The organism is Lichenibacterium minor (assembly GCF_004137685.1).
Taxonomy (GTDB): domain Bacteria; phylum Pseudomonadota; class Alphaproteobacteria; order Rhizobiales; family Beijerinckiaceae; genus Lichenihabitans; species Lichenihabitans minor.
Genome location: NZ_QYBB01000007.1, coordinates 140,304 through 156,545 on the forward strand (window position 1 = coordinate 140,304; position 16,242 = coordinate 156,545).

The 16,242-nt window shown below is 72.7% G+C and carries 16 protein-coding genes; 9 read left to right on the top strand and 7 right to left on the bottom strand.

Annotation, left to right across the window (positions count from 1 at the left end; translation table 11 throughout):
* The first annotated feature begins 25 nt into the window (after positions 1 to 25).
* Both D3273_RS08730 and D3273_RS08735 read left to right on the top strand, forming a co-directional pair.
* Positions 26 to 490 (top strand): hotdog family protein, encoded by a 465-nt coding sequence (locus D3273_RS08730; protein WP_129225529.1) that lies wholly within the window; start codon positions 26 to 28, stop codon positions 488 to 490.
* Positions 487 to 966 (top strand): MaoC family dehydratase, encoded by a 480-nt coding sequence (locus tag D3273_RS08735; RefSeq protein ID WP_129225531.1) that lies wholly within the window; start codon positions 487 to 489, stop codon positions 964 to 966. Before D3273_RS08730 ends, D3273_RS08735 begins: the two co-directional genes overlap by 4 nt.
* A 55-nt stretch (positions 967 to 1,021) precedes the next feature.
* On the opposite strand, the gene D3273_RS08740 is transcribed toward D3273_RS08735, so the two are convergent.
* The 3 genes from D3273_RS08740 to D3273_RS08750 all read right to left on the bottom strand — a co-directional run bounded on the left by D3273_RS08740 (position 1,022) and on the right by D3273_RS08750 (position 3,000).
* Positions 1,022 to 1,462, bottom strand: coding sequence for a GNAT family N-acetyltransferase (locus D3273_RS08740; RefSeq protein ID WP_129225533.1), 441 nt, complete (start codon positions 1,460 to 1,462; stop codon positions 1,022 to 1,024).
* Positions 1,463 to 1,464: 2 nt separating this feature from the next.
* Complete coding sequence (locus D3273_RS08745; RefSeq protein ID WP_129225535.1) at positions 1,465 to 1,998, bottom strand: adenine phosphoribosyltransferase; 534 nt, start codon at positions 1,996 to 1,998, stop codon at positions 1,465 to 1,467.
* 129 nt (positions 1,999 to 2,127) lie between these two features.
* Positions 2,128 to 3,000, bottom strand: coding sequence for an S-methyl-5'-thioadenosine phosphorylase (locus D3273_RS08750; protein WP_129225537.1), 873 nt, complete (start codon positions 2,998 to 3,000; stop codon positions 2,128 to 2,130).
* An 872-nt stretch (positions 3,001 to 3,872) separates the two neighbouring features.
* Here D3273_RS08750 and D3273_RS08755 point away from each other — a divergent pair.
* The 7 genes from D3273_RS08755 to ruvA all read left to right on the top strand — a co-directional run bounded on the left by D3273_RS08755 (position 3,873) and on the right by ruvA (position 11,482).
* Complete coding sequence (locus D3273_RS08755; protein ID WP_165359427.1) at positions 3,873 to 4,817, top strand: helix-turn-helix domain-containing protein; 945 nt, start codon at positions 3,873 to 3,875, stop codon at positions 4,815 to 4,817.
* Between the two features lie 302 nt (positions 4,818 to 5,119).
* Positions 5,120 to 7,036, top strand: a complete 1,917-nt coding sequence (gene dnaK, locus D3273_RS08760) for a molecular chaperone DnaK (protein ID WP_129225541.1) — start codon at positions 5,120 to 5,122, stop codon at positions 7,034 to 7,036.
* A 281-nt stretch (positions 7,037 to 7,317) separates the two neighbouring features.
* A complete protein-coding gene (gene dnaJ, locus D3273_RS08765; protein ID WP_129225543.1) occupies positions 7,318 to 8,457 on the top strand; it encodes a molecular chaperone DnaJ in 1,140 nt (379 codons plus the stop codon).
* Positions 8,458 to 8,604: 147 nt separating this feature from the next.
* The gene (locus tag D3273_RS08770; RefSeq protein ID WP_245501071.1) at positions 8,605 to 9,453 is read left to right on the top strand and encodes a class I SAM-dependent methyltransferase; all 849 of its coding nucleotides are present in this window, start codon (positions 8,605 to 8,607) and stop codon (positions 9,451 to 9,453) included.
* A gap of 137 nt (positions 9,454 to 9,590) precedes the next feature.
* On the top strand, positions 9,591 to 10,337 hold the full coding sequence (locus tag D3273_RS08775; protein WP_129225545.1) for a YebC/PmpR family DNA-binding transcriptional regulator: 747 nt from the start codon (positions 9,591 to 9,593) through the stop codon (positions 10,335 to 10,337).
* A gap of 3 nt (positions 10,338 to 10,340) precedes the next feature.
* Positions 10,341 to 10,877, top strand: a complete 537-nt coding sequence (ruvC, locus tag D3273_RS08780; protein ID WP_129225547.1) for a crossover junction endodeoxyribonuclease RuvC — start codon at positions 10,341 to 10,343, stop codon at positions 10,875 to 10,877.
* Complete coding sequence (gene ruvA, locus D3273_RS08785; RefSeq protein ID WP_129225548.1) at positions 10,874 to 11,482, top strand: Holliday junction branch migration protein RuvA; 609 nt, start codon at positions 10,874 to 10,876, stop codon at positions 11,480 to 11,482. The genes ruvC and ruvA overlap by 4 nt, the downstream gene beginning before the upstream one ends.
* Positions 11,483 to 11,565: 83 nt before the next feature.
* On the opposite strand, the gene nudC is transcribed toward ruvA, so the two are convergent.
* From nudC to D3273_RS08805, 4 genes are read right to left on the bottom strand one after another with little or no spacing between them, the layout of a single operon-like run.
* Positions 11,566 to 12,987 carry an NAD(+) diphosphatase gene (gene nudC, locus D3273_RS08790; RefSeq protein ID WP_129225550.1) on the bottom strand — a complete coding sequence of 474 codons (1,422 nt, stop codon included), beginning with the start codon at positions 12,985 to 12,987 and terminating at the stop codon, positions 11,566 to 11,568.
* The gene (locus D3273_RS08795) at positions 12,984 to 13,946 is read right to left on the bottom strand and encodes a 2-hydroxyacid dehydrogenase (RefSeq protein WP_129225552.1); all 963 of its coding nucleotides are present in this window, start codon (positions 13,944 to 13,946) and stop codon (positions 12,984 to 12,986) included. The genes nudC and D3273_RS08795 overlap by 4 nt, the downstream gene beginning before the upstream one ends.
* Entirely contained in the window at positions 13,946 to 15,310 is a 1,365-nt protein-coding gene (gene deoA / locus D3273_RS08800; protein WP_129225554.1) for a thymidine phosphorylase, read from the bottom strand. Before deoA ends, D3273_RS08795 begins: the two co-directional genes overlap by 1 nt.
* Positions 15,303 to 16,118 (bottom strand): purine-nucleoside phosphorylase, encoded by an 816-nt coding sequence (locus tag D3273_RS08805; RefSeq protein ID WP_207210744.1) that lies wholly within the window; start codon positions 16,116 to 16,118, stop codon positions 15,303 to 15,305. The genes deoA and D3273_RS08805 overlap by 8 nt, the downstream gene beginning before the upstream one ends.
* Between the last annotated feature and the right edge of the window lie 124 nt (positions 16,119 to 16,242).

A 16,242-nucleotide genomic window follows, 5' to 3' on the forward strand; every position in this document is an offset into this window, starting at 1 on the left:
CGGGGACACCGCAGCGCCCGTCCCGATGCCCGACCTTTACTTCGAAGACTTCACCGCCGGCGCGGCCCTGGCCGAAGCGGAGCTGACGGTCGCGGCCGAGGACGCGGCCTTCTACGCCGCCGCCTTCGGCCCCGGCGCGGCCGGCCCCGGCGACGGGGGGCCACATCCGCCGCTGCCCGGCTGGCACGTGGCGGCGCTCGGCATGCGGCTGCTGTTCGAGGCCTTTCTGCACCGCACGGCGGGCCTCGGCGGACCCGGGATCGAGGCCGTGGCCTGGCCCTGTCCCGTGCGGGTCGGCGACACGCTGCACTTCAGCGCGACGGTGGCGGGGGCGCGGCCGTCGGCGTCGCGGCCGGGGATGGGTCTGGTCCAGCTGGCGATCACGCTGCGCAACCAGGACCGGGCCTGCGTGATGACACAGGAGAATGCCGTGATGGTGGCGCGCCGCCGATCCGGCGCCCCGCGGGACGGCACGGAGACCAAGGCGTGAGCGACTTCTTCGAGGATCTCGTGATCGGGACGAGGCTCGACCTCGGCCGCCATACCTTCACGGCGGAGGAGATCGTCGACTTCGCCCGGCGCTACGACCCGCAGCCCTTCCACCTCGACGAGGCCGCCGCCGCTGGCACGCCCTTCGGGCGGCTCACGGCTTCCGGCTGGCACACCGTGGCGGTCTGGATGAAGCTCTACGTCACCCATCGCCAGGCCACGATGGCGGAGCTCCAGGCCCGGGGCGAGCCGGCGTCCCGCCCGGGGCCCTCGCCGGGGTTCCGCAGCCTGAAATGGCGCAAGCCCGTCCACCCCGGCGACACCATCAGCTATGCGTCGACGCTGACCGCCAAGCATTCGTCGCAGACGGCGGGCTGGGGGCTGGTGTTCCACCACAACACCGGCGTCAACCAGGACGGCGCCACCGTGTGCGAGTTCGACGGCTCGGTGTTCTGGGAATGCCGGGGGGCGGCCTGACGCCGGCGGCCGAGGGCCTTCGCCGGCGCCCGCCGCCGTCCGTACGGCCTGCCCGTCATCGCGCCTCCATGGCGCAATGCGGGATCCCGTCCTCCATGTAGTCTTCGCTCGTGCGTGCGAAGCCGAGGCCCCCGTAGAAGCGCTCCAGCCGCGTCTGCGCCCCGATGGCGATGGGCGCGGGCCCGAAGCGCCGCCGCGCTTCCGCCATGCCTTCCGCCATCAGGGCGCGGCCGAGGCCCGTGCCGCGCGCCGCCGGCGCGGTCGCGACCCGCCCGATGACGGCCCGGCCCGCGGCGTCGGGCGGGAACAGCCGCAGCGTTCCCGCGAGCGGGCCGCCCTCCGCCCGTCGCGCCAGGAGGTGCAGGGCGTCGGGGTCGCGCCCGTCGATCTCGGCGAAGGCGCAGTTCTGCTCGACCACGAAGGCGTCGGCGCGCAGCCTCAACAGGTCGTGGAGCTCGCGCGCCCCCAGAGCGTCGAAGGACCGCCACGCGAACATCGTCAATGTCCCGCGAACTCCATCAGGGTGCGGACGGGCACGCCGAGGTCGCGGATCTTCTGGGCGCCGCCGAGGTCGGGCAGGTCGATCACGAAGCAGGCCGCCTCGACGGCGGCGCCGATGCGCTTCAACAGGCTCACCGCGCCGGTGGCGGTGCCGCCCGTGGCGATGAGGTCGTCGACCAAGATCACGCGCTCGCCCGGCGCGATGGCGTCCTCGTGCATCTCCATCTCGTCGATGCCGTATTCCAGCGAATAGGCGATCGACACGGTCGCGTGGGGCAGCTTGCCCTTCTTGCGGATCGGCACGAAGCCGGCGGACAGCTGGTGCGCCACCGCGCCGCCCAGGATGAAGCCGCGCGCTTCCATCCCCGCCACCTTGTCGATCTTGGTGCCGGCCCAGGGCTGCACCAGCTCGTCGATGGCGCGGCGGAAGGCGCGGGCGTCGCCGAGAAGCGTGGTGATGTCGCGGAACATGATGCCGGGCTTGGGATAGTCCGGGATGGAGCGGATGGAGTCGCGAAGGTCGGAAGTCATCGGGTCCTCGGGCCGCGCCGGGATGGGGCGCCCCGGCTCTACAGGGGCCGGGGCGTGGCGTCCATGCGGGTCACCCGGGACGCCGGCCGGACCTCCCGCACGGAGGCGGGGAGGTTTCGCGATCGTCCCTCACCCCAGCACCCGCCCCGCCACGACGCGCAGCTTCTCGACCAGCGCCGCGTCGCGCGCGTCCGGCGCCGTCATGATGGCGCCGTCGAGCGCGCGGTCGGACCGGGCCGGGCAGGGCTCGTGCTCGGCGGGGAAGTCGCGGATCAGGCGCGCCAGCAGCGCCGCCGCCTTGCCGGCGTTGTCCCGCACCACCTTGACGACGGCGGCCACGTCGACCTCGTCGTGCTCCGGGTGCCAGCAGTCGAAGTCCGTCACCATGGCGATCGTCGCGTAGGAGATCTCGGCCTCGCGGGCGAGCTTGGCTTCGGGCATCGCCGTCATGCCGATCACGTCGTGGCCCGCCGCCTTGTAGCCGAGCGACTCCGCCCGGGACGAGAACTGCGGCCCTTCCATGCACACGTAGGTGCCGCCCTTGACGAAGGCGATGTCCTCTTCCCGCGCCGCGGCGGCGATGCGCGCCACGAGCAGCGGCGCCACGGGATGGGCCATCGACACATGGGCCACGCAGCCGTCGCCGAAGAACGACGAGGCGCGTCCCGCCGTGCGGTCGACGAACTGGTCCACCAGCACGAACAGCCCGGGGTAGAACTCGGCGCGGAACGAGCCGCAGGCCGACACGGACACGAGGTCGGTCACGCCGACGCTCTTCAACGCCGCGATGTTGGCGCGGTACGGGATGCCGGACGGCGACAGCCGGTGGCCGCGCCCGTGGCGGGGCAGGAACACGGCGTCGCGCCCGCCGATGCGGCCGAAGCGCAGCGCGTCCGACGGCTCGCCCCAGGCGGTCGACACCCGCTCCTCGCGCGCGTCCTCGAGCCCGGGCAGGTCGTAGACTCCCGACCCGCCGATGATGCCGATCATTGACGCCGCCATGCCGCTTCCCCGTGTGCCGCCCCGCCCGGGGGCGGGGCTCCGCCATCCTGCCCGCCGTCCCTGTCAGGAGCAGCAGACATTCGTGGGCCGACCCACGCCTGCCTGCTTAGGGCAGATCCCGCGGGGGCGGAACCGCCTGCCGGAACCTCGGGGACAGGCGACGAACGGGGCGGGCGGGGAGTGCGGTCCCGGAGGTTTCGGGGAAGCCCGTCGATGATGTCCCGTCGACGTCGTCCGGACGCGCCCGGTCGCGGACGTCGAGCCGTGGAACGCCCGGCCCGCCCGGCCTGCCGAGCGCCGTCCGATCCGGCCCGGGTGCCGCGGGCCGCGCCGCGGATATGGCTCATCCCTGCGGGCCTGGGCGGAGAAGCCCGCGCCGCGATTCCCACGATGATCCCGTGACCTCGCCGTCTCGGCGGGCAGACAGAAACGTCCGACCCATGACACTCGATGTCGCCGTCGTATCTCGGCGCAGCGGCGCGCAGGAAACGCCGGGCTGAGATGCAATGGGAGATCGTCGTCACGTCACCCGACACCATCCGTCGCGGCATCCCGCCGGCGCTCGCCGACAGCACTCGCCCTCGTTCAACCTTCTGTTGCTTATCTTTCTTCATCTTGACGTTGCGCTCGACTTGTTTCGGCGTCCGATCCGTCGTTTATGGCATTGGCGTGGCGGCGGGGGTCTCGGCGAGCTTCGGGCCGCCGCGCTCGGCCCGGTGCCGCCATGTCGTCGAGACTTCGCCGGGGATCGCGATGGGCTGGGTCGATCGCGCGAACGGACGTCGTCGGTCGTTCCAAGGTCTGGGGCGGAGCTTCGGAAGGCGGGGACGGGTCGGTCCCGCTCCCGGCAGGTCCGCCTTGCGGGGAGTTTCATGGTCGCCACGCTGATCGAGACCACCGATGGCCTGCCCGCCGATCAGCGATGGGACATGTGGCGGCACAGCGCGCTGTTCTCCGGGGATGCCGCCACCACGATCGAGCGTGACGACTTCGCGGCGCGCCGCACCGTCGTCCGCATGCCCCAGGGCACGCTGTTCGACACGGCCAGCAGCCCCGTCGCGGTGCAACGCACCCGCCGGCACCTCCAGCGCGACGGCGTCGACCACGCCACCGTCTTCGTGTTCCTGCGCGGGCGGGGCTCCCTGGATCAGGGCGGCCGGATGCTGGACGCGATCGCACCCGGCGAGGTGGTTTTCCAGGACGCCGGCCGGCCTTTCACGGTGGCGGGGACGGAAAACTACCGCGAGCTGCGCCTCTTCGTTCCCCGCGCGGCCTTTCTGCGTGTCGGGCGCATCGAGGCGCTGGCCGGGCTGCGGATCCCGGCCGACGGCCCTCTGGCGCCCCTGTTCACGCGCTACCTCGCCGACTACGCCGCGGCGCTGCCGACGCTGTCGGCGGACGACGCCTCGGTCGGCCTCGACGGCGTGCTGCACCTGCTGTCGGGCCTCGTCGGCCGCACCCTGTCCCTGCAGGGCGACGACGGCGAAAGGCTGGCGCCGGATTCGCTCCTCGGCCTCGCGAGCCCGCTCATCGCGGCGGGCCTCGGCGACCCGGCGCTCGACGCCGCCACCCTGGCGCGAGCGCTGGGCGTGTCGCGCACGCGCCTCTACAAAGCCTTCGCGGCCCGGGGCGGCGTGGCGGCCGCGATCCGCGACGCCCGGCTCGACCGGGCGAGGCTGCAGATCCTGTCGCCGGCGTACCGCCACATGAAGCTGGACGCGGTCGCGTTCGCCTGCGGCTTCACCGACTATTCCAGCTTCAGCCGCGCCTTCCGCGCCCGCTTCGGCGAGTCGCCGCGGGCGCTCCGGCCGAGCTGACCGCCCGCGCGGCGGCGGCCGCCGGAGCCCGTCGCCGGCGGCGCTCCCGGCCCGGCCCCGAGTTGCGCGCAGATTTTCGCGCCCCTATATCGGCCGCGAACTTGCGCCGCGGAGGCGCCGACACAATCTGAAAATGGCAATCGGGGACCGGGCGGAGGCGGGCCGTTCGAGGGACTTTCGCGAGTGCCGGCAGGGCCTTCGGGCCCGGCCAGGCCGCGCGCGAAGGCCCCTCCGGCCCTTCCGCCCACGAGCCGGGTCGCTACGGGACCCGGCGGTTCCGCGAACGAAAGGACATCATTCCAATGGCTAAAGTTATCGGCATCGACCTCGGCACCACCAACTCCTGCGTCGCCGTGATGGAAGGGTCGACGCCCAAGGTGATCGAGAACGCGGAAGGCGCCCGCACGACGCCGTCCATCGTCGCCTTCGCGGAAGACGGCGAGCGCCTCGTCGGCCAGCCCGCCAAGCGCCAGGGCGTCACCAACCCGGAGCGCACCTTCTTCGCCATCAAGCGCCTCATCGGCCGTCCGTTCGAGGACCCGATGACCAAGAAGGACATGGGCCTCGTCCCCTACCGGATCACCCGCGCCCCCAACGGCGACGCCTGGGTGCAGTCGGGCGACAAGCAATATTCGCCCTCGCAGATTTCCGCCTTCACGCTGCAGAAGATGAAGGAGACGGCGGAAGCCTTCCTGGGCTCCACGGTCACTCAGGCCGTCATCACGGTCCCGGCCTATTTCAACGACGCCCAGCGCCAGGCCACCAAGGACGCCGGCAAGATCGCCGGCCTCGAAGTGCTGCGCATCATCAACGAGCCGACCGCCGCGGCCCTGGCCTACGGCCTCGACAAGCGCGCCGCCGGCACCATCGCGGTCTACGACCTCGGCGGCGGCACCTTCGACGTATCGGTGCTCGAGATCGGCGACGGCGTGTTCGAGGTGAAGTCCACCAACGGCGACACGTTCCTGGGCGGCGAGGACTTCGACAACCGCATCGTGGAATATCTCGCCGACGAGTTCCGCAAGGAGAACACCGTCGACCTCCGCAAGGACAAGCTGGCCCTCCAGCGCCTGAAGGAGGCGGCCGAGAAGGCCAAGATCGAGCTGTCCTCCGCGACCCAGACCGAGATCAACCTGCCCTACATCACGGCGGACGCGTCGGGCCCGAAGCACCTCACGCTGAAGCTCACGCGCGCCAAGCTCGAAGCCCTGGTCGACGACCTCGTCCAGCGCACCGTCGAGCCCTGCCGCAAGGCGTTGAAGGACGCCGGCCTGTCGGCGGGCGAGATCGACGAGGTGGTCCTGGTCGGCGGCATGACCCGCATGCCGAAGGTCCAGGAGATCGTGAAGCAGTTCTTCGGCAAGGAGCCCCACAAGGGCGTCAACCCGGACGAGGTCGTCGCCATCGGCGCCGCCGTCCAGGCGGGCGTGTTGCAGGGCGACGTCAAGGACGTGCTGCTGCTCGACGTGACCCCGCTGTCGCTGGGCATCGAGACGCTGGGCGGCGTGTTCACCCGGCTCATCGAGCGCAACACCACGATCCCGACGAAGAAGAGCCAAGTCTTCTCCACCGCCGAGGACAACCAGACCGCCGTGACGATCCGGGTGTTCCAGGGCGAGCGCGAGATGGCGGCGGACAACAAGATCCTCGGCCAGTTCGACCTCGTGGGCCTGCCGTCGGCGCCGCGCGGCGTGCCGCAGATCGAGGTGACCTTCGACATCGACGCCAACGGCATCGTCAACGTGACGGCGAAGGACAAGGCCACCAACAAGGAGCAGCAGATCCGCATCCAGGCCTCGGGCGGCCTCAGCGATGCCGACATCGACAAGATGGTCAAGGATGCCGAGCTGCACGCGGCCGACGACAAGAAGCGCCGCGAGCTGATCGACGCCAGGAACAGCGCCGAAGCGATGATCCACTCGACCGAGAAGTCGCTGGCCGACTACGGCGACAAGGTGTCGTCGGCCGACCGCTCGGCCGTCGAAGGCGCCGTGGCGGCGCTGCGTCCCACGCTGGAAGGCGAGGACGTGGAAGCCATCAAGGCCCGCACCAACGACCTGATGCAGGCCTCGATGAAGCTGGGTGAAGCCATGTACAAGGCCGGCGCGGCGGCCGGCGGCGAGGCCGGGGCCGAGCCGCATGCCGACGGCGCGCAGGACGACGTCATCGACGCGGACTTCAAGGAAGTCGGCGAGGACGACAAGAAGCGTCGCGCCTGACGTTCGAAGCGGGGCGCGGCCCGTCGCCGGGGGCGGGGCCGGGCCCCGCGCCCCGGCGCGGAAGGTCCGCTCCCGCCTCCATCGCGATCACCGGCCCGGCTCCGCCCGGGCCGGAATCGTATCCGGGGTGCAACGGCGCGCTGCGAGTTCCGCGGCCCGTCTTGTTCCCCGCGCTCGCGCGTGCCACCTGAGGCTGAACGCGGATTTCCGTCCCCTCCGCTGGACCTTTCTCCCGATCTCGCCGCGCGCTCGCGAGGCCTGATGACCTGGATCCGCCTTCGATGGCCAAACGCGATTTCTACGACCTCCTCGGCGTGACCAAGACGGCGACCGACGCCGAGCTCAAATCCGCCTTCCGCAAGACCGCCATGCAGTGCCACCCGGACCGCAACCCGGGCGACAAGGACGCGGAAGCGAAGTTCAAGGAGGTCAACGAGGCCTATCAGGTCCTGTCCGACGGCCAGAAGCGCGCCGCCTACGACCGCTTCGGCCACGCCGCCTTCGAGCAGGGCGGGGGCGGCGGCGGTGGGGCGGGGGACGGTTTCCCGTCCTCCATGGCCGACATCTTCGACGACCTGTTCGGCGACATGATGGGCCGCTCGCGCGGGCGCGCCGGCGGGGGCGGGGGGCGCGAACGCGGCTCCGACCTGCGCTACAACCTCGAGATCAGCCTCGAGGACGCCTTCAAGGGCAAGACCGCGACGGTGAAGATGCCGATCTCGGTCGCTTGCGACAATTGCACCGGCACCGGGGCCAAGCCCGGTTCGAAGCCCCGCACCTGCACGACCTGTGCGGGCCACGGCCGCGTGCGGGCGCAGCAGGGCTTCTTCGCCATCGAGCGCACCTGCCCGGCCTGCGGCGGCCGCGGCGAGGTGATCGACAACCCGTGCCCGGCCTGCGCCGGCACCGGCCGGGTGACGCGCGAGCGCGCGCTGTCCGTCAACGTGCCGGCCGGCGTCGAGGACGGCACGCGCATCCGCCTGGCCGGGGAAGGGGAGGCGGGCTTGCGGGGCGGACCGGCGGGCGACCTCTACATCTTCCTGTCCGTGAAACCGCATCCCTTCTTCCAGCGCGACGGCGCCGATCTCCACTGCCGCGTGCCGATCTCCTTCGTCCAGGCGGCGCTCGGCGGCGAGTTCAACGTGCCGACCCTCGACGGGGCCGACGCCAAGGTGAAGATCCCGGAAGGGGCCCCCTCCGGCAAGCAGTTCCGCATCCGCCACAAGGGCATGCCGGTGCTGCGCTCCCGCGACGTCGGCGACCTCTACATCCAGGCCGTGGTGGAAACGCCGCAGAATCTGACCAAGCGGCAACGCGAGCTGCTGCAGGAGTTCGACGCGATCTCGTCGCAGAAGACCAACCCCGAGGCGGCGGGGTTCTTCGGCAAGATGCGCGACTTCTTCGACAATCTGTCGACCTGACGGCGCGGGCGGGCCCGCGCCCCCGCCTTCCGGGCGCGCGTGCCTTGATTGTGACCGTTCGATGAACCACAGATCGTCGGCGCCTGAACCGGAAGCCGGTCCGGCGCATTGCCGAGTGCAGGGTGGTAACCATGGCCGAGGGTCACATTGCGCGCTGAACGCCGGGGCAGCCCCAAGAAGCCGCTGGACGGGCGCCTGGCCGACGAGGCCCGCTTCATCAAGACCTGGTTCGAGAACCCGGTGGGCACGGGCGCGGTGTCGCCTTCCGGCCGGTTCCTGGCCCGCGCCATGGCCCGCGCCGTGGACCCCGCGCTTCCGGGCCCCATCGTCGAGCTCGGACCCGGCACCGGCCCTGTCACGGACGCCTTGATCGCGCGCGGCATCGCGCCCGAGCGGCTGGTGCTGGTGGAATACGACCCGCATTTCTGCAAGCTGCTGCAGCGCCGCTACCCGCGCGCCACCGTGATCCAGGGCGACGCCTACGACCTCGCCGCCACGCTCGACGGGGTGCTCGACGCGCCGGCCGCCACGGTGGTGTCGAGCCTGCCGCTGCGCAACCAGCCCGAGCGCCACCGGCTGACCCTGCTGGAACAGGCCTTCGCGGTGCTGCAGCCCGGGGGCAGCTTCGTGCAGTTCACCTACGGCATCGCGTCGCCCATGCCGCTGCGGTCGGGCGACCACCCCTGTTTCGAGGCGGAAGTGTCCCCGCCCGTGTGGTTCAACCTGCCGCCGGCCCGCGTGTGGGTTTATCGCGCCGCCGAAGCGCCGGCGCTGATCCGCATGCGCGACGGGACGCGGCTCAAGCTGAAGCTGCGGGACGGCGGGCCGAAGCTCGGCATCCGCCTCAAGGCCCTGCAGGCGCGCGACGAGATCAAGGTCCACGCCGAGCGCGTGATGGACGGCCTGAAGGCGAAGCGGCGCGACGGCCGCCCCAACGAGCCGCTGACCGCGGCCGTGCCCGCCAAGGCTCGCCACCGGCCGCGCGGACGGCACTGACGGGCGGACGCGTGACGGTCGTGTCCCGCGGAAACCCGGTTCCTTCCCCGCTTCAACGGATGTAAGGACGGGGTCCCTCATTCCCGCTCGGGCGCGGGTGCCTCGCACCCCCCGGGCCTGCCCCGCGAGACCCGAGAATGGCCGGCCACAGCCAGTTCAAGAACATCATGCACAAGAAGGGCAAGCAGGACGCCGTCCGCTCCAAGCTCTTCTCCAAGCTGGCCCGCGAGATCACCGTGGCGGCCAAGCTGGGCCTGCCTGACCCCGCCATGAACGCCCGCCTGCGCTCCGCCGTCATCGCGGCGCGCCAGGAGAACATGCCCAAGGACAACATCGACCGCGCCATCAAGAAGGCGTCCGGTGCCGATTCCGAGAACTACGACGAGGTGCGCTACGAGGGCTACGCGCCCGGCGGCGTCGCCGTCATCATCGAGGCGCTGACCGACAACCGCAACCGCACCGCCGGCGAGGTGCGCTCCTACTTCACCAAATCGGGCGGCGCGCTGGCCGAATCCGGCGCGGTGGCGTTCATGTTCGACCGCGTCGGCCGCATCGAATACGGCCCCGACGCAGGCTCGGAGGACGCCGTCATGGAGGCCGCCATCGAGGCGGGCGCAGACGATGTCGTGAGCGGCGAGGAGGGCTACGAGGTGCTGACCAGCCTCGAAGCGCTGCGCGACGTCGAACGGGCGCTCGAAGCCAAGCTGGGGGCGCCGCGCCGTTCGGCGCTGGTGTGGCGCCCGCAGACCTCGATCGCGGTGGACGACGAGGCGGGCGAGAAGATCCTGAAGCTCGTCGGCGCCCTGGAAGACAACGACGACGTCCAGAACGTCTACGCCAACTTCGAGGTGTCGGACGCGCTCGTCGCCAAGATGAACGCCTGAGACTTGGCGACCTCCGTCCGCATCCTCGGCATCGACCCGGGCCTGCGCCACACCGGCTGGGGCGTCATCACGGCCGAGGGCTCGCGGCTCGCCTACGTGGCGTCCGGCGCCATCCACACGGAAGCGGACGCGCCGCTGTCCGAGCGCCTGCGCGTGCTCCACGTGGGCCTCAGCCAGGTGATCGAGGCGGAATGGCCCGACGAGGCGGCGGTGGAGGAAACCTTCGTCAACTCCGACCCGCGCGGCGCCCTGAAGCTCGGCCAGGCGCGCGGCATCGCCATGGTGGTGCCGGCGTTGGCCGGCCTCCCCGTCGCCGAATATCCCAACAACATCGTCAAGAAGGCCGTGACCGGCACCGGCCATGCCGAGAAGGCGCAGGTAGCCGCCATGCTGAAGGTGCTGCTGCCGAAGAGCCACGCCGCGACGCCCGACGCCGCCGACGCGCTCGCCGTCGCCATCACCCACGCCAACCACCGCCGGCCCGCCAACGTGCAGGCGGCGATCATCCGCGCCGTGGCGGCGGGGACGCGCCCCCGATGATCGGCAAGCTGCGCGGCACGGTGGACAGCGCCGGGCTGGAGTCGATGGTGCTGGACGTGGGCGGGGTCGGCTACCTCGTCCACTGCTCGCCGCGCACGCTGTCGAGCCTGCCGCAGCCCGGCGAGCCCGCGTCGCTGCTCATCGACACCCACGTGCGCGAGGACATGATCCGGCTGTACGGCTTCACCACCGAAGCCGAGCGGGACTGGTTCCGGCTGATGCAGGGCGTGCAGGGGGTCGGCGCCAAGGTGGCGCTCGCCATCCTGGGCGTGCTGTCGACCTCCGGCCTGGCCTTGGCGGTGGCGGGCGGCGACAGGACCGCGGTGGCGCGGGCGCCCGGGGTCGGGCCGAAGCTCGCCGCGCGCATCGTGCTGGAGCTGAAGGACAAGGGGCCGGGCGGCGCCACCGACGCTCTCGTCATGCCGGACGCGGAGCCCGGCGCGCCGCTGCCGCGCAATGTGGAGGACGCCGTGTCGGCCCTGGTCAACCTCGGCTACGGGCGCCCCCAGGCCGCGGCCGCCGTGGGGGCGGCCGTGGCGTCGCTCGGCGCCGAGGCGGGGACGGCGGCTCTGATCCGCGGGGGCCTGAAGGCGCTGTCGACGTAGGCGGGTGAGAGAGCCTCGACGGCTGGAGCCCATCCCGCTTCGACGCCGGACCCGCTCGGGGGCCGTCGGCGGATGGCGAACCGCTATCCTTCCCCTACCCAGGCCAGCACGATGTGGTGCGCGATGGCCATCGGCATGGGGCAGGTGAGCCCGTCCGGGTGCCGCCCGTCCAGCATGGCGCGCACCTCGTCGCGGCTGAACCAGCGCGCGTCCTCCAGTTCTTCCCGGTCGATCGCGATCTCGGTCGAGGCCGCCTCGGCCACGCAGCCGATCATCAGCGAGGACGGGAACGGCCAGGGCTGGCAGCCGAGGTAGGAGACCGCCCCGCAGGCGATGCCGGCTTCCTCGCCGATCTCGCGCCGCACCGCGTCCTCGATCGTTTCGCCGGGTTCCAGGAACCCCGCCAAGCAGGAATACATGCCGGCGGGGAAGCGCGGCTGGCGGCCGAGCAGGCAGCGGTCGCCGTCGACCGCGAGCATGATCACCACCGGGTCGGTGCGCGGGAAGTGGTGCGCGCCGCAGGCGGGGCACAGGCGCTTCCAGCCGCTGGGCGAGCTCGCCGTTTCGGACCCGCAGCGCCCGCAGAAGCGGTGCGTCGCGTGCCAGGACAGCATGGACTTGCCTTCTGCCAGGGCGCCGAGGTCGGTCGCCGCCACGCTCCCGTCGGCGGCGACCTGCCGCAGGTTGAACGCCGCCAGCCCGTCCCGGCCCGCCAGCGGGTCCTCGCCCTCGGCTTCGACCTGCACGGCGTAAGCCGGCCCGCGCGCGTCGATCCCGAGGAAGACCCGCTGCCCGAGGGGCCCGATCTCCGCCGCGGCGTCGAAGCCGAACCACAGGTCCATCGCGCCCCCGGCGTCGCGCTTCACCGCCACGGTGTCGCCGATCACCGCCACCGTCCGCGCCGCGGGCGAGGCCGCGGTTTCGGCCTGGAAGGCGTCGTCGTCGCGGCGGTTGGCGAGGCGGTCGAGGGCGTTGTGGGCGAAGCCGAGCGTGGCGGCGCTCTTCGCGAAGTCGGACGGGGTCATGAGGGATCTCGCGAAGGCTGCGGTTTCCGGCGTTCTACCGGCTGGCCCGCCCCGGCGGAAGCCGAAGGCCGCCGCGAGGCGGTCCGCCAGGGCCTCATCGAGTCCCGAGCGGTAAGGCTCGGCGGCGCCGCTGCCCCACACGGGGCCGGGCCAGGCCGCGTCCCCGGACGAGCGCGCCACGACGTGGATGTGCAACTGCGCCACCGCGTTGCCGAGCGCGCCGACGTTCATCTTCTCGGCACCCGTCTCGTCCTGGAGGGCGCGCGATGCGGTGCAGATCTCCTCCATCAGGGCCGCGCGCTCTTCGGCGGGGAGGTCGCCGAACTCGCGCAGGCCGGGCCGGCGCGGCACCAGGATCAGCCAGGGGAAGCGCGCGTCGCCCATCAACAGGACGCGGCACAGCGGCAGGTCGCCGACCGGCAGAGTGTCGGCGGCGAGGCGGGGGTGGAGCGCGAAGTCCTCGGGGCCGATGATCCTCAATAGCGACGCTCCCGATCGACGACGTGCCGCAGCGGCTCGCCGCGCTCCAGCGCGAGGACCTGCCCGGCGATGAGGTCGGCGACGGCGTCGCGGTCGGACAGGGCGGCGTTGTGGGGCGTGACCGTCACGTTCGGATGGCGCCACAGCGGCGACGCCCGCTCCAGCGGTTCGCGCTCGAACACGTCGAGCGTGGCCGCCTTGAGCGTGCCGTCGTCGAGGCACCGCAGGATGTCGGCCTCGCGCTGAAGCCCGCCGCGGCCGGCGTTGATCAGCACCGGGCCGCCGAGCCGCCCGTCCCGCGCGAGCGCCCCGAACAGGGCGGCGTCAAGGATGCCCGCCGTGTCGGGCGTCAGCGGCAGCACCACCACGAGGATGTCGGTGCGGCGCAGGAAGGCGCCGAGCCCGTCCCGGCCGGCGAAGGAGGCGATCCCCGGCACGTCGCGCGGGGAACGGCTCCAGCCCGCGACGTCGAAGCCGACCGCCTTGAGCTTCGTCGCGGCATCGACGCCCAGCACGCCGAGCCCCATGACGCCGACCCGCACGCTCCGCGCCGCCGGCTGCCGGGCGTCGTCGTCCCACCGCGATTCCGCCTGCTGGCGCCGGTAGCGCCGCGCCTGGCGGTGATGCTCCAGCACGTGAAGCAGCACCCATTCGCTCATCCGCGCCGTGAGGTCGGGGTCGACGACACGGGCGATCCTCACCCCGGCCGGCAGCGTCGGGTCCGCGACCAGGTGGTCGGCGCCGGCGCCGAGCGAGAAGACCGTGCCGAGGTTCGGCAGGTCCGCCAGGGCGCCGTGCGGGTGCTTCCAGGCGGCGGCGTAGCGCACGGACGGGCGCGGGAACGGGTCGCCCAGCGCCACCACGTCGAGGTGGGGCAGGCGGCGCCCGAAGGCGGCGAGCCACGGCTCGGCCTTGGCGCGGGAACCGTCCGTCGCCACGAGGAACACGTCCCGCCCCATCAGTTCACCCCTGCCGACGCCGCGTCGATGCGCTCGATCACGGGGTCGCGCGGGACGGGCGGGGCGTCGCCGACCCGGCAAGCGCGGCGCAGCAGCGCCGCCGCCACCGTGGCGGCCGGCCCGGTGCGCGCCAGCACGGTGCCGAGCGGCCGCGCGCCGGGCCCCACCGTGGCGCCGAGCGGCGCCAGCCCGGTGAAGCCGACGGACGGGTCCACAGTTTCGCCGGGGCGGGTGCGGCCGCCGCCGAGCCCCACCACCGCCACGCCGACGAGGCGTGCGTCGATGGCTTCGAGCACCCCGTGGCCGTCCGCGAACACGTCCCGGCACACCGGCGCCCGGGGAAGATAGTGGTCGGGCCGCGACAGGAGGTCGGACGGGCCGCCCTGCGCCCGCACCATGGCGGCGAAGCGCTCGGCGGCGCGGCCGGAGCGCAGCGCGTCGGCGATGCGGCGCGCGCCGTCGGACCCGTCCTCGGCGAGGCCGCCGAGCGCCAGGGCTTCGCCGCCGAGCGCCGTCACGACGGCCTCGACGCGCGGGTCGAAGCGGCCCTCGGTGAGGATCGATATGGCGTGGCGCACCTCCACGGCGTTGCCGGCGGCGTCGGCGAGCGGCTGGTCCATGTCGGTCAGCAGGGCCGTCGTGGGCAGGCCGGCACCCTCGGCCACGGAAACCAGGCTGCGCGCCAGCACGCGGGCGTCGTCGAGCCCGGCCATGAAGGCGCCCGATCCCGTCTTCACGTCCATCACGAGGGCATCGAGCCCGGCGGCGCGCTTCTTCGACAGGATCGACGCGGTGATGAGCGGCACGGATTCGACCGTCGCGGTCACGTCGCGCACCGCGTACAGCCGCGCGTCGGCGGGGGCGACGTCGTCGCCCGCGCCCACGATGGCGCAGCCGCAGCCGCACACGATCTCCTGGAACTCGGCGACGTCGATCCCGGTGCGGAAGCCCGGGATGGCTTCGAGCTTGTCGAGCGTGCCGCCGGTGTGGCCGAGGCCCCGGCCGGAGATCATCGGCACGAAGGCGCCGCAGGCCGCCAGCGCGGGAGCCAGCACGAGGCTGACGTCGTCGCCGATGCCGCCCGTCGAGTGCTTGTCGAGGATGGGGCCATCGAGCCCGCAGGCCCGCCAGTCGAGCACGGCGCCCGACAGCGTCATGCTTTCGGTGAGCGCCACGGTTTCGGCCCGATCCATGCCGCGGCAGAAGACCGCCATGGCGAAGGCCGCCATCTGCTCGCCCGACACGGCCCCGTTGACGATGCCGGCCACGAAGCGCTCGATCTCGGCCCCGCTCAGGGCGGCGCCGTCGCGCTTGCGGCGGATGATCTCGCCCGGCAGGGCCGAGGGCCTCGACCCGTCAGGCATCGTCGCGGGCCCGCAGGAAGGCGCGCAGCAGGCGCTTCAAGGCGAGCGAGCCGCCGAGCGCCGTGTCCTTGGTTTCGGTGTGGCTCGGGTTGCCGCCGCCGATCCCGGTGGCGAAGTTGGTGACGAGCGACAGGCCGGCGACGCGCAGGCCGAGCCGCCGCGCCAGGATCACCTCGGGCACGGTCGACATGCCGACGAGGTCGGCGCCCAGCAGCTTGGCGACCTTCACCTCCGCGGGGGTCTCGAAGGACGGCCCCGAGAACCACATGTACACCCCTTCCCGCAGCGCCGCGGTGCCGGCCTGCGCGGCGGCCCGCTTCAACCGCATCCGCAGGTGCCGGTCGTAGGCGTCGGCGAGGCCGACGAACCGGGCGTCGCCGTCGGTGCCGATGAGCGGGTTCAGGCCCGAAAAGTTGATGTGGTCGGAGATCAGCGCCAGCGAGCCCGGATACCAGTCGGCGTGGAGCGAGCCCGCCGAATTGGTCAGGATGAGCTGGCGGGTGCCGAGCCGCGCCAGCACCTCCAGCGGCACCCGCATGGCGGCGGGGTCGCCCGTCTCGTAATAATGCGCCCGCCCCTGCAGCACCGCCACGCGGGCGCCTTCCCAGGTGCCGGCCACGAGCCGTCCGCCGTGGCCCGACACGCCCGCCGCCGGGAAGCCGGCGAGGTCGGCGTAGGGGACCGAGATGGCGCCCTCCAGCGCGTCGGCCACCGGGCCGAGGCCGGTGCCGAGCACGATGGCGGTCTCGATCGGGCCGGCGATGCCGCGCTCGGCCAGGAGGGCGATGTTGGTGTCGACGTCGGTCACGGGCGGGCGGCTCCGGCGGTTGCTTCGGTGGCCACCGTCCGATCGGGCGGAAGCGCCCGATCGGACGGTTGACAGGGCAGCTGTTGGTCGCGGGCATCGTCGGACCGCCCCGGCCCGAGCGGGC

Coding starts and splice junctions, on each gene's coding strand:
- D3273_RS08740 (WP_129225533.1), bottom strand. CDS start 1,462: ATGTTCGCGTGGCGGTCCTTCGACGCTCTGGGGGCGCGCGAGCTCCAC.
- dnaJ (WP_129225543.1), top strand. CDS start 7,318: ATGGCCAAACGCGATTTCTACGACCTCCTCGGCGTGACCAAGACGGCG.
- deoA (WP_129225554.1), bottom strand. CDS start 15,310: ATGCCTGACGGGTCGAGGCCCTCGGCCCTGCCGGGCGAGATCATCCGC.
- dnaK (WP_129225541.1), top strand. CDS start 5,120: ATGGCTAAAGTTATCGGCATCGACCTCGGCACCACCAACTCCTGCGTC.
- D3273_RS08775 (WP_129225545.1), top strand. CDS start 9,591: ATGGCCGGCCACAGCCAGTTCAAGAACATCATGCACAAGAAGGGCAAG.
- ruvA (WP_129225548.1), top strand. CDS start 10,874: ATGATCGGCAAGCTGCGCGGCACGGTGGACAGCGCCGGGCTGGAGTCG.
- D3273_RS08730 (WP_129225529.1), top strand. CDS start 26: ATGCCCGACCTTTACTTCGAAGACTTCACCGCCGGCGCGGCCCTGGCC.
- D3273_RS08755 (WP_165359427.1), top strand. CDS start 3,873: ATGGTCGCCACGCTGATCGAGACCACCGATGGCCTGCCCGCCGATCAG.
- D3273_RS08745 (WP_129225535.1), bottom strand. CDS start 1,998: ATGACTTCCGACCTTCGCGACTCCATCCGCTCCATCCCGGACTATCCC.
- D3273_RS08795 (WP_129225552.1), bottom strand. CDS start 13,946: ATGGGGCGGGACGTGTTCCTCGTGGCGACGGACGGTTCCCGCGCCAAG.
- D3273_RS08750 (WP_129225537.1), bottom strand. CDS start 3,000: ATGGCGGCGTCAATGATCGGCATCATCGGCGGGTCGGGAGTCTACGAC.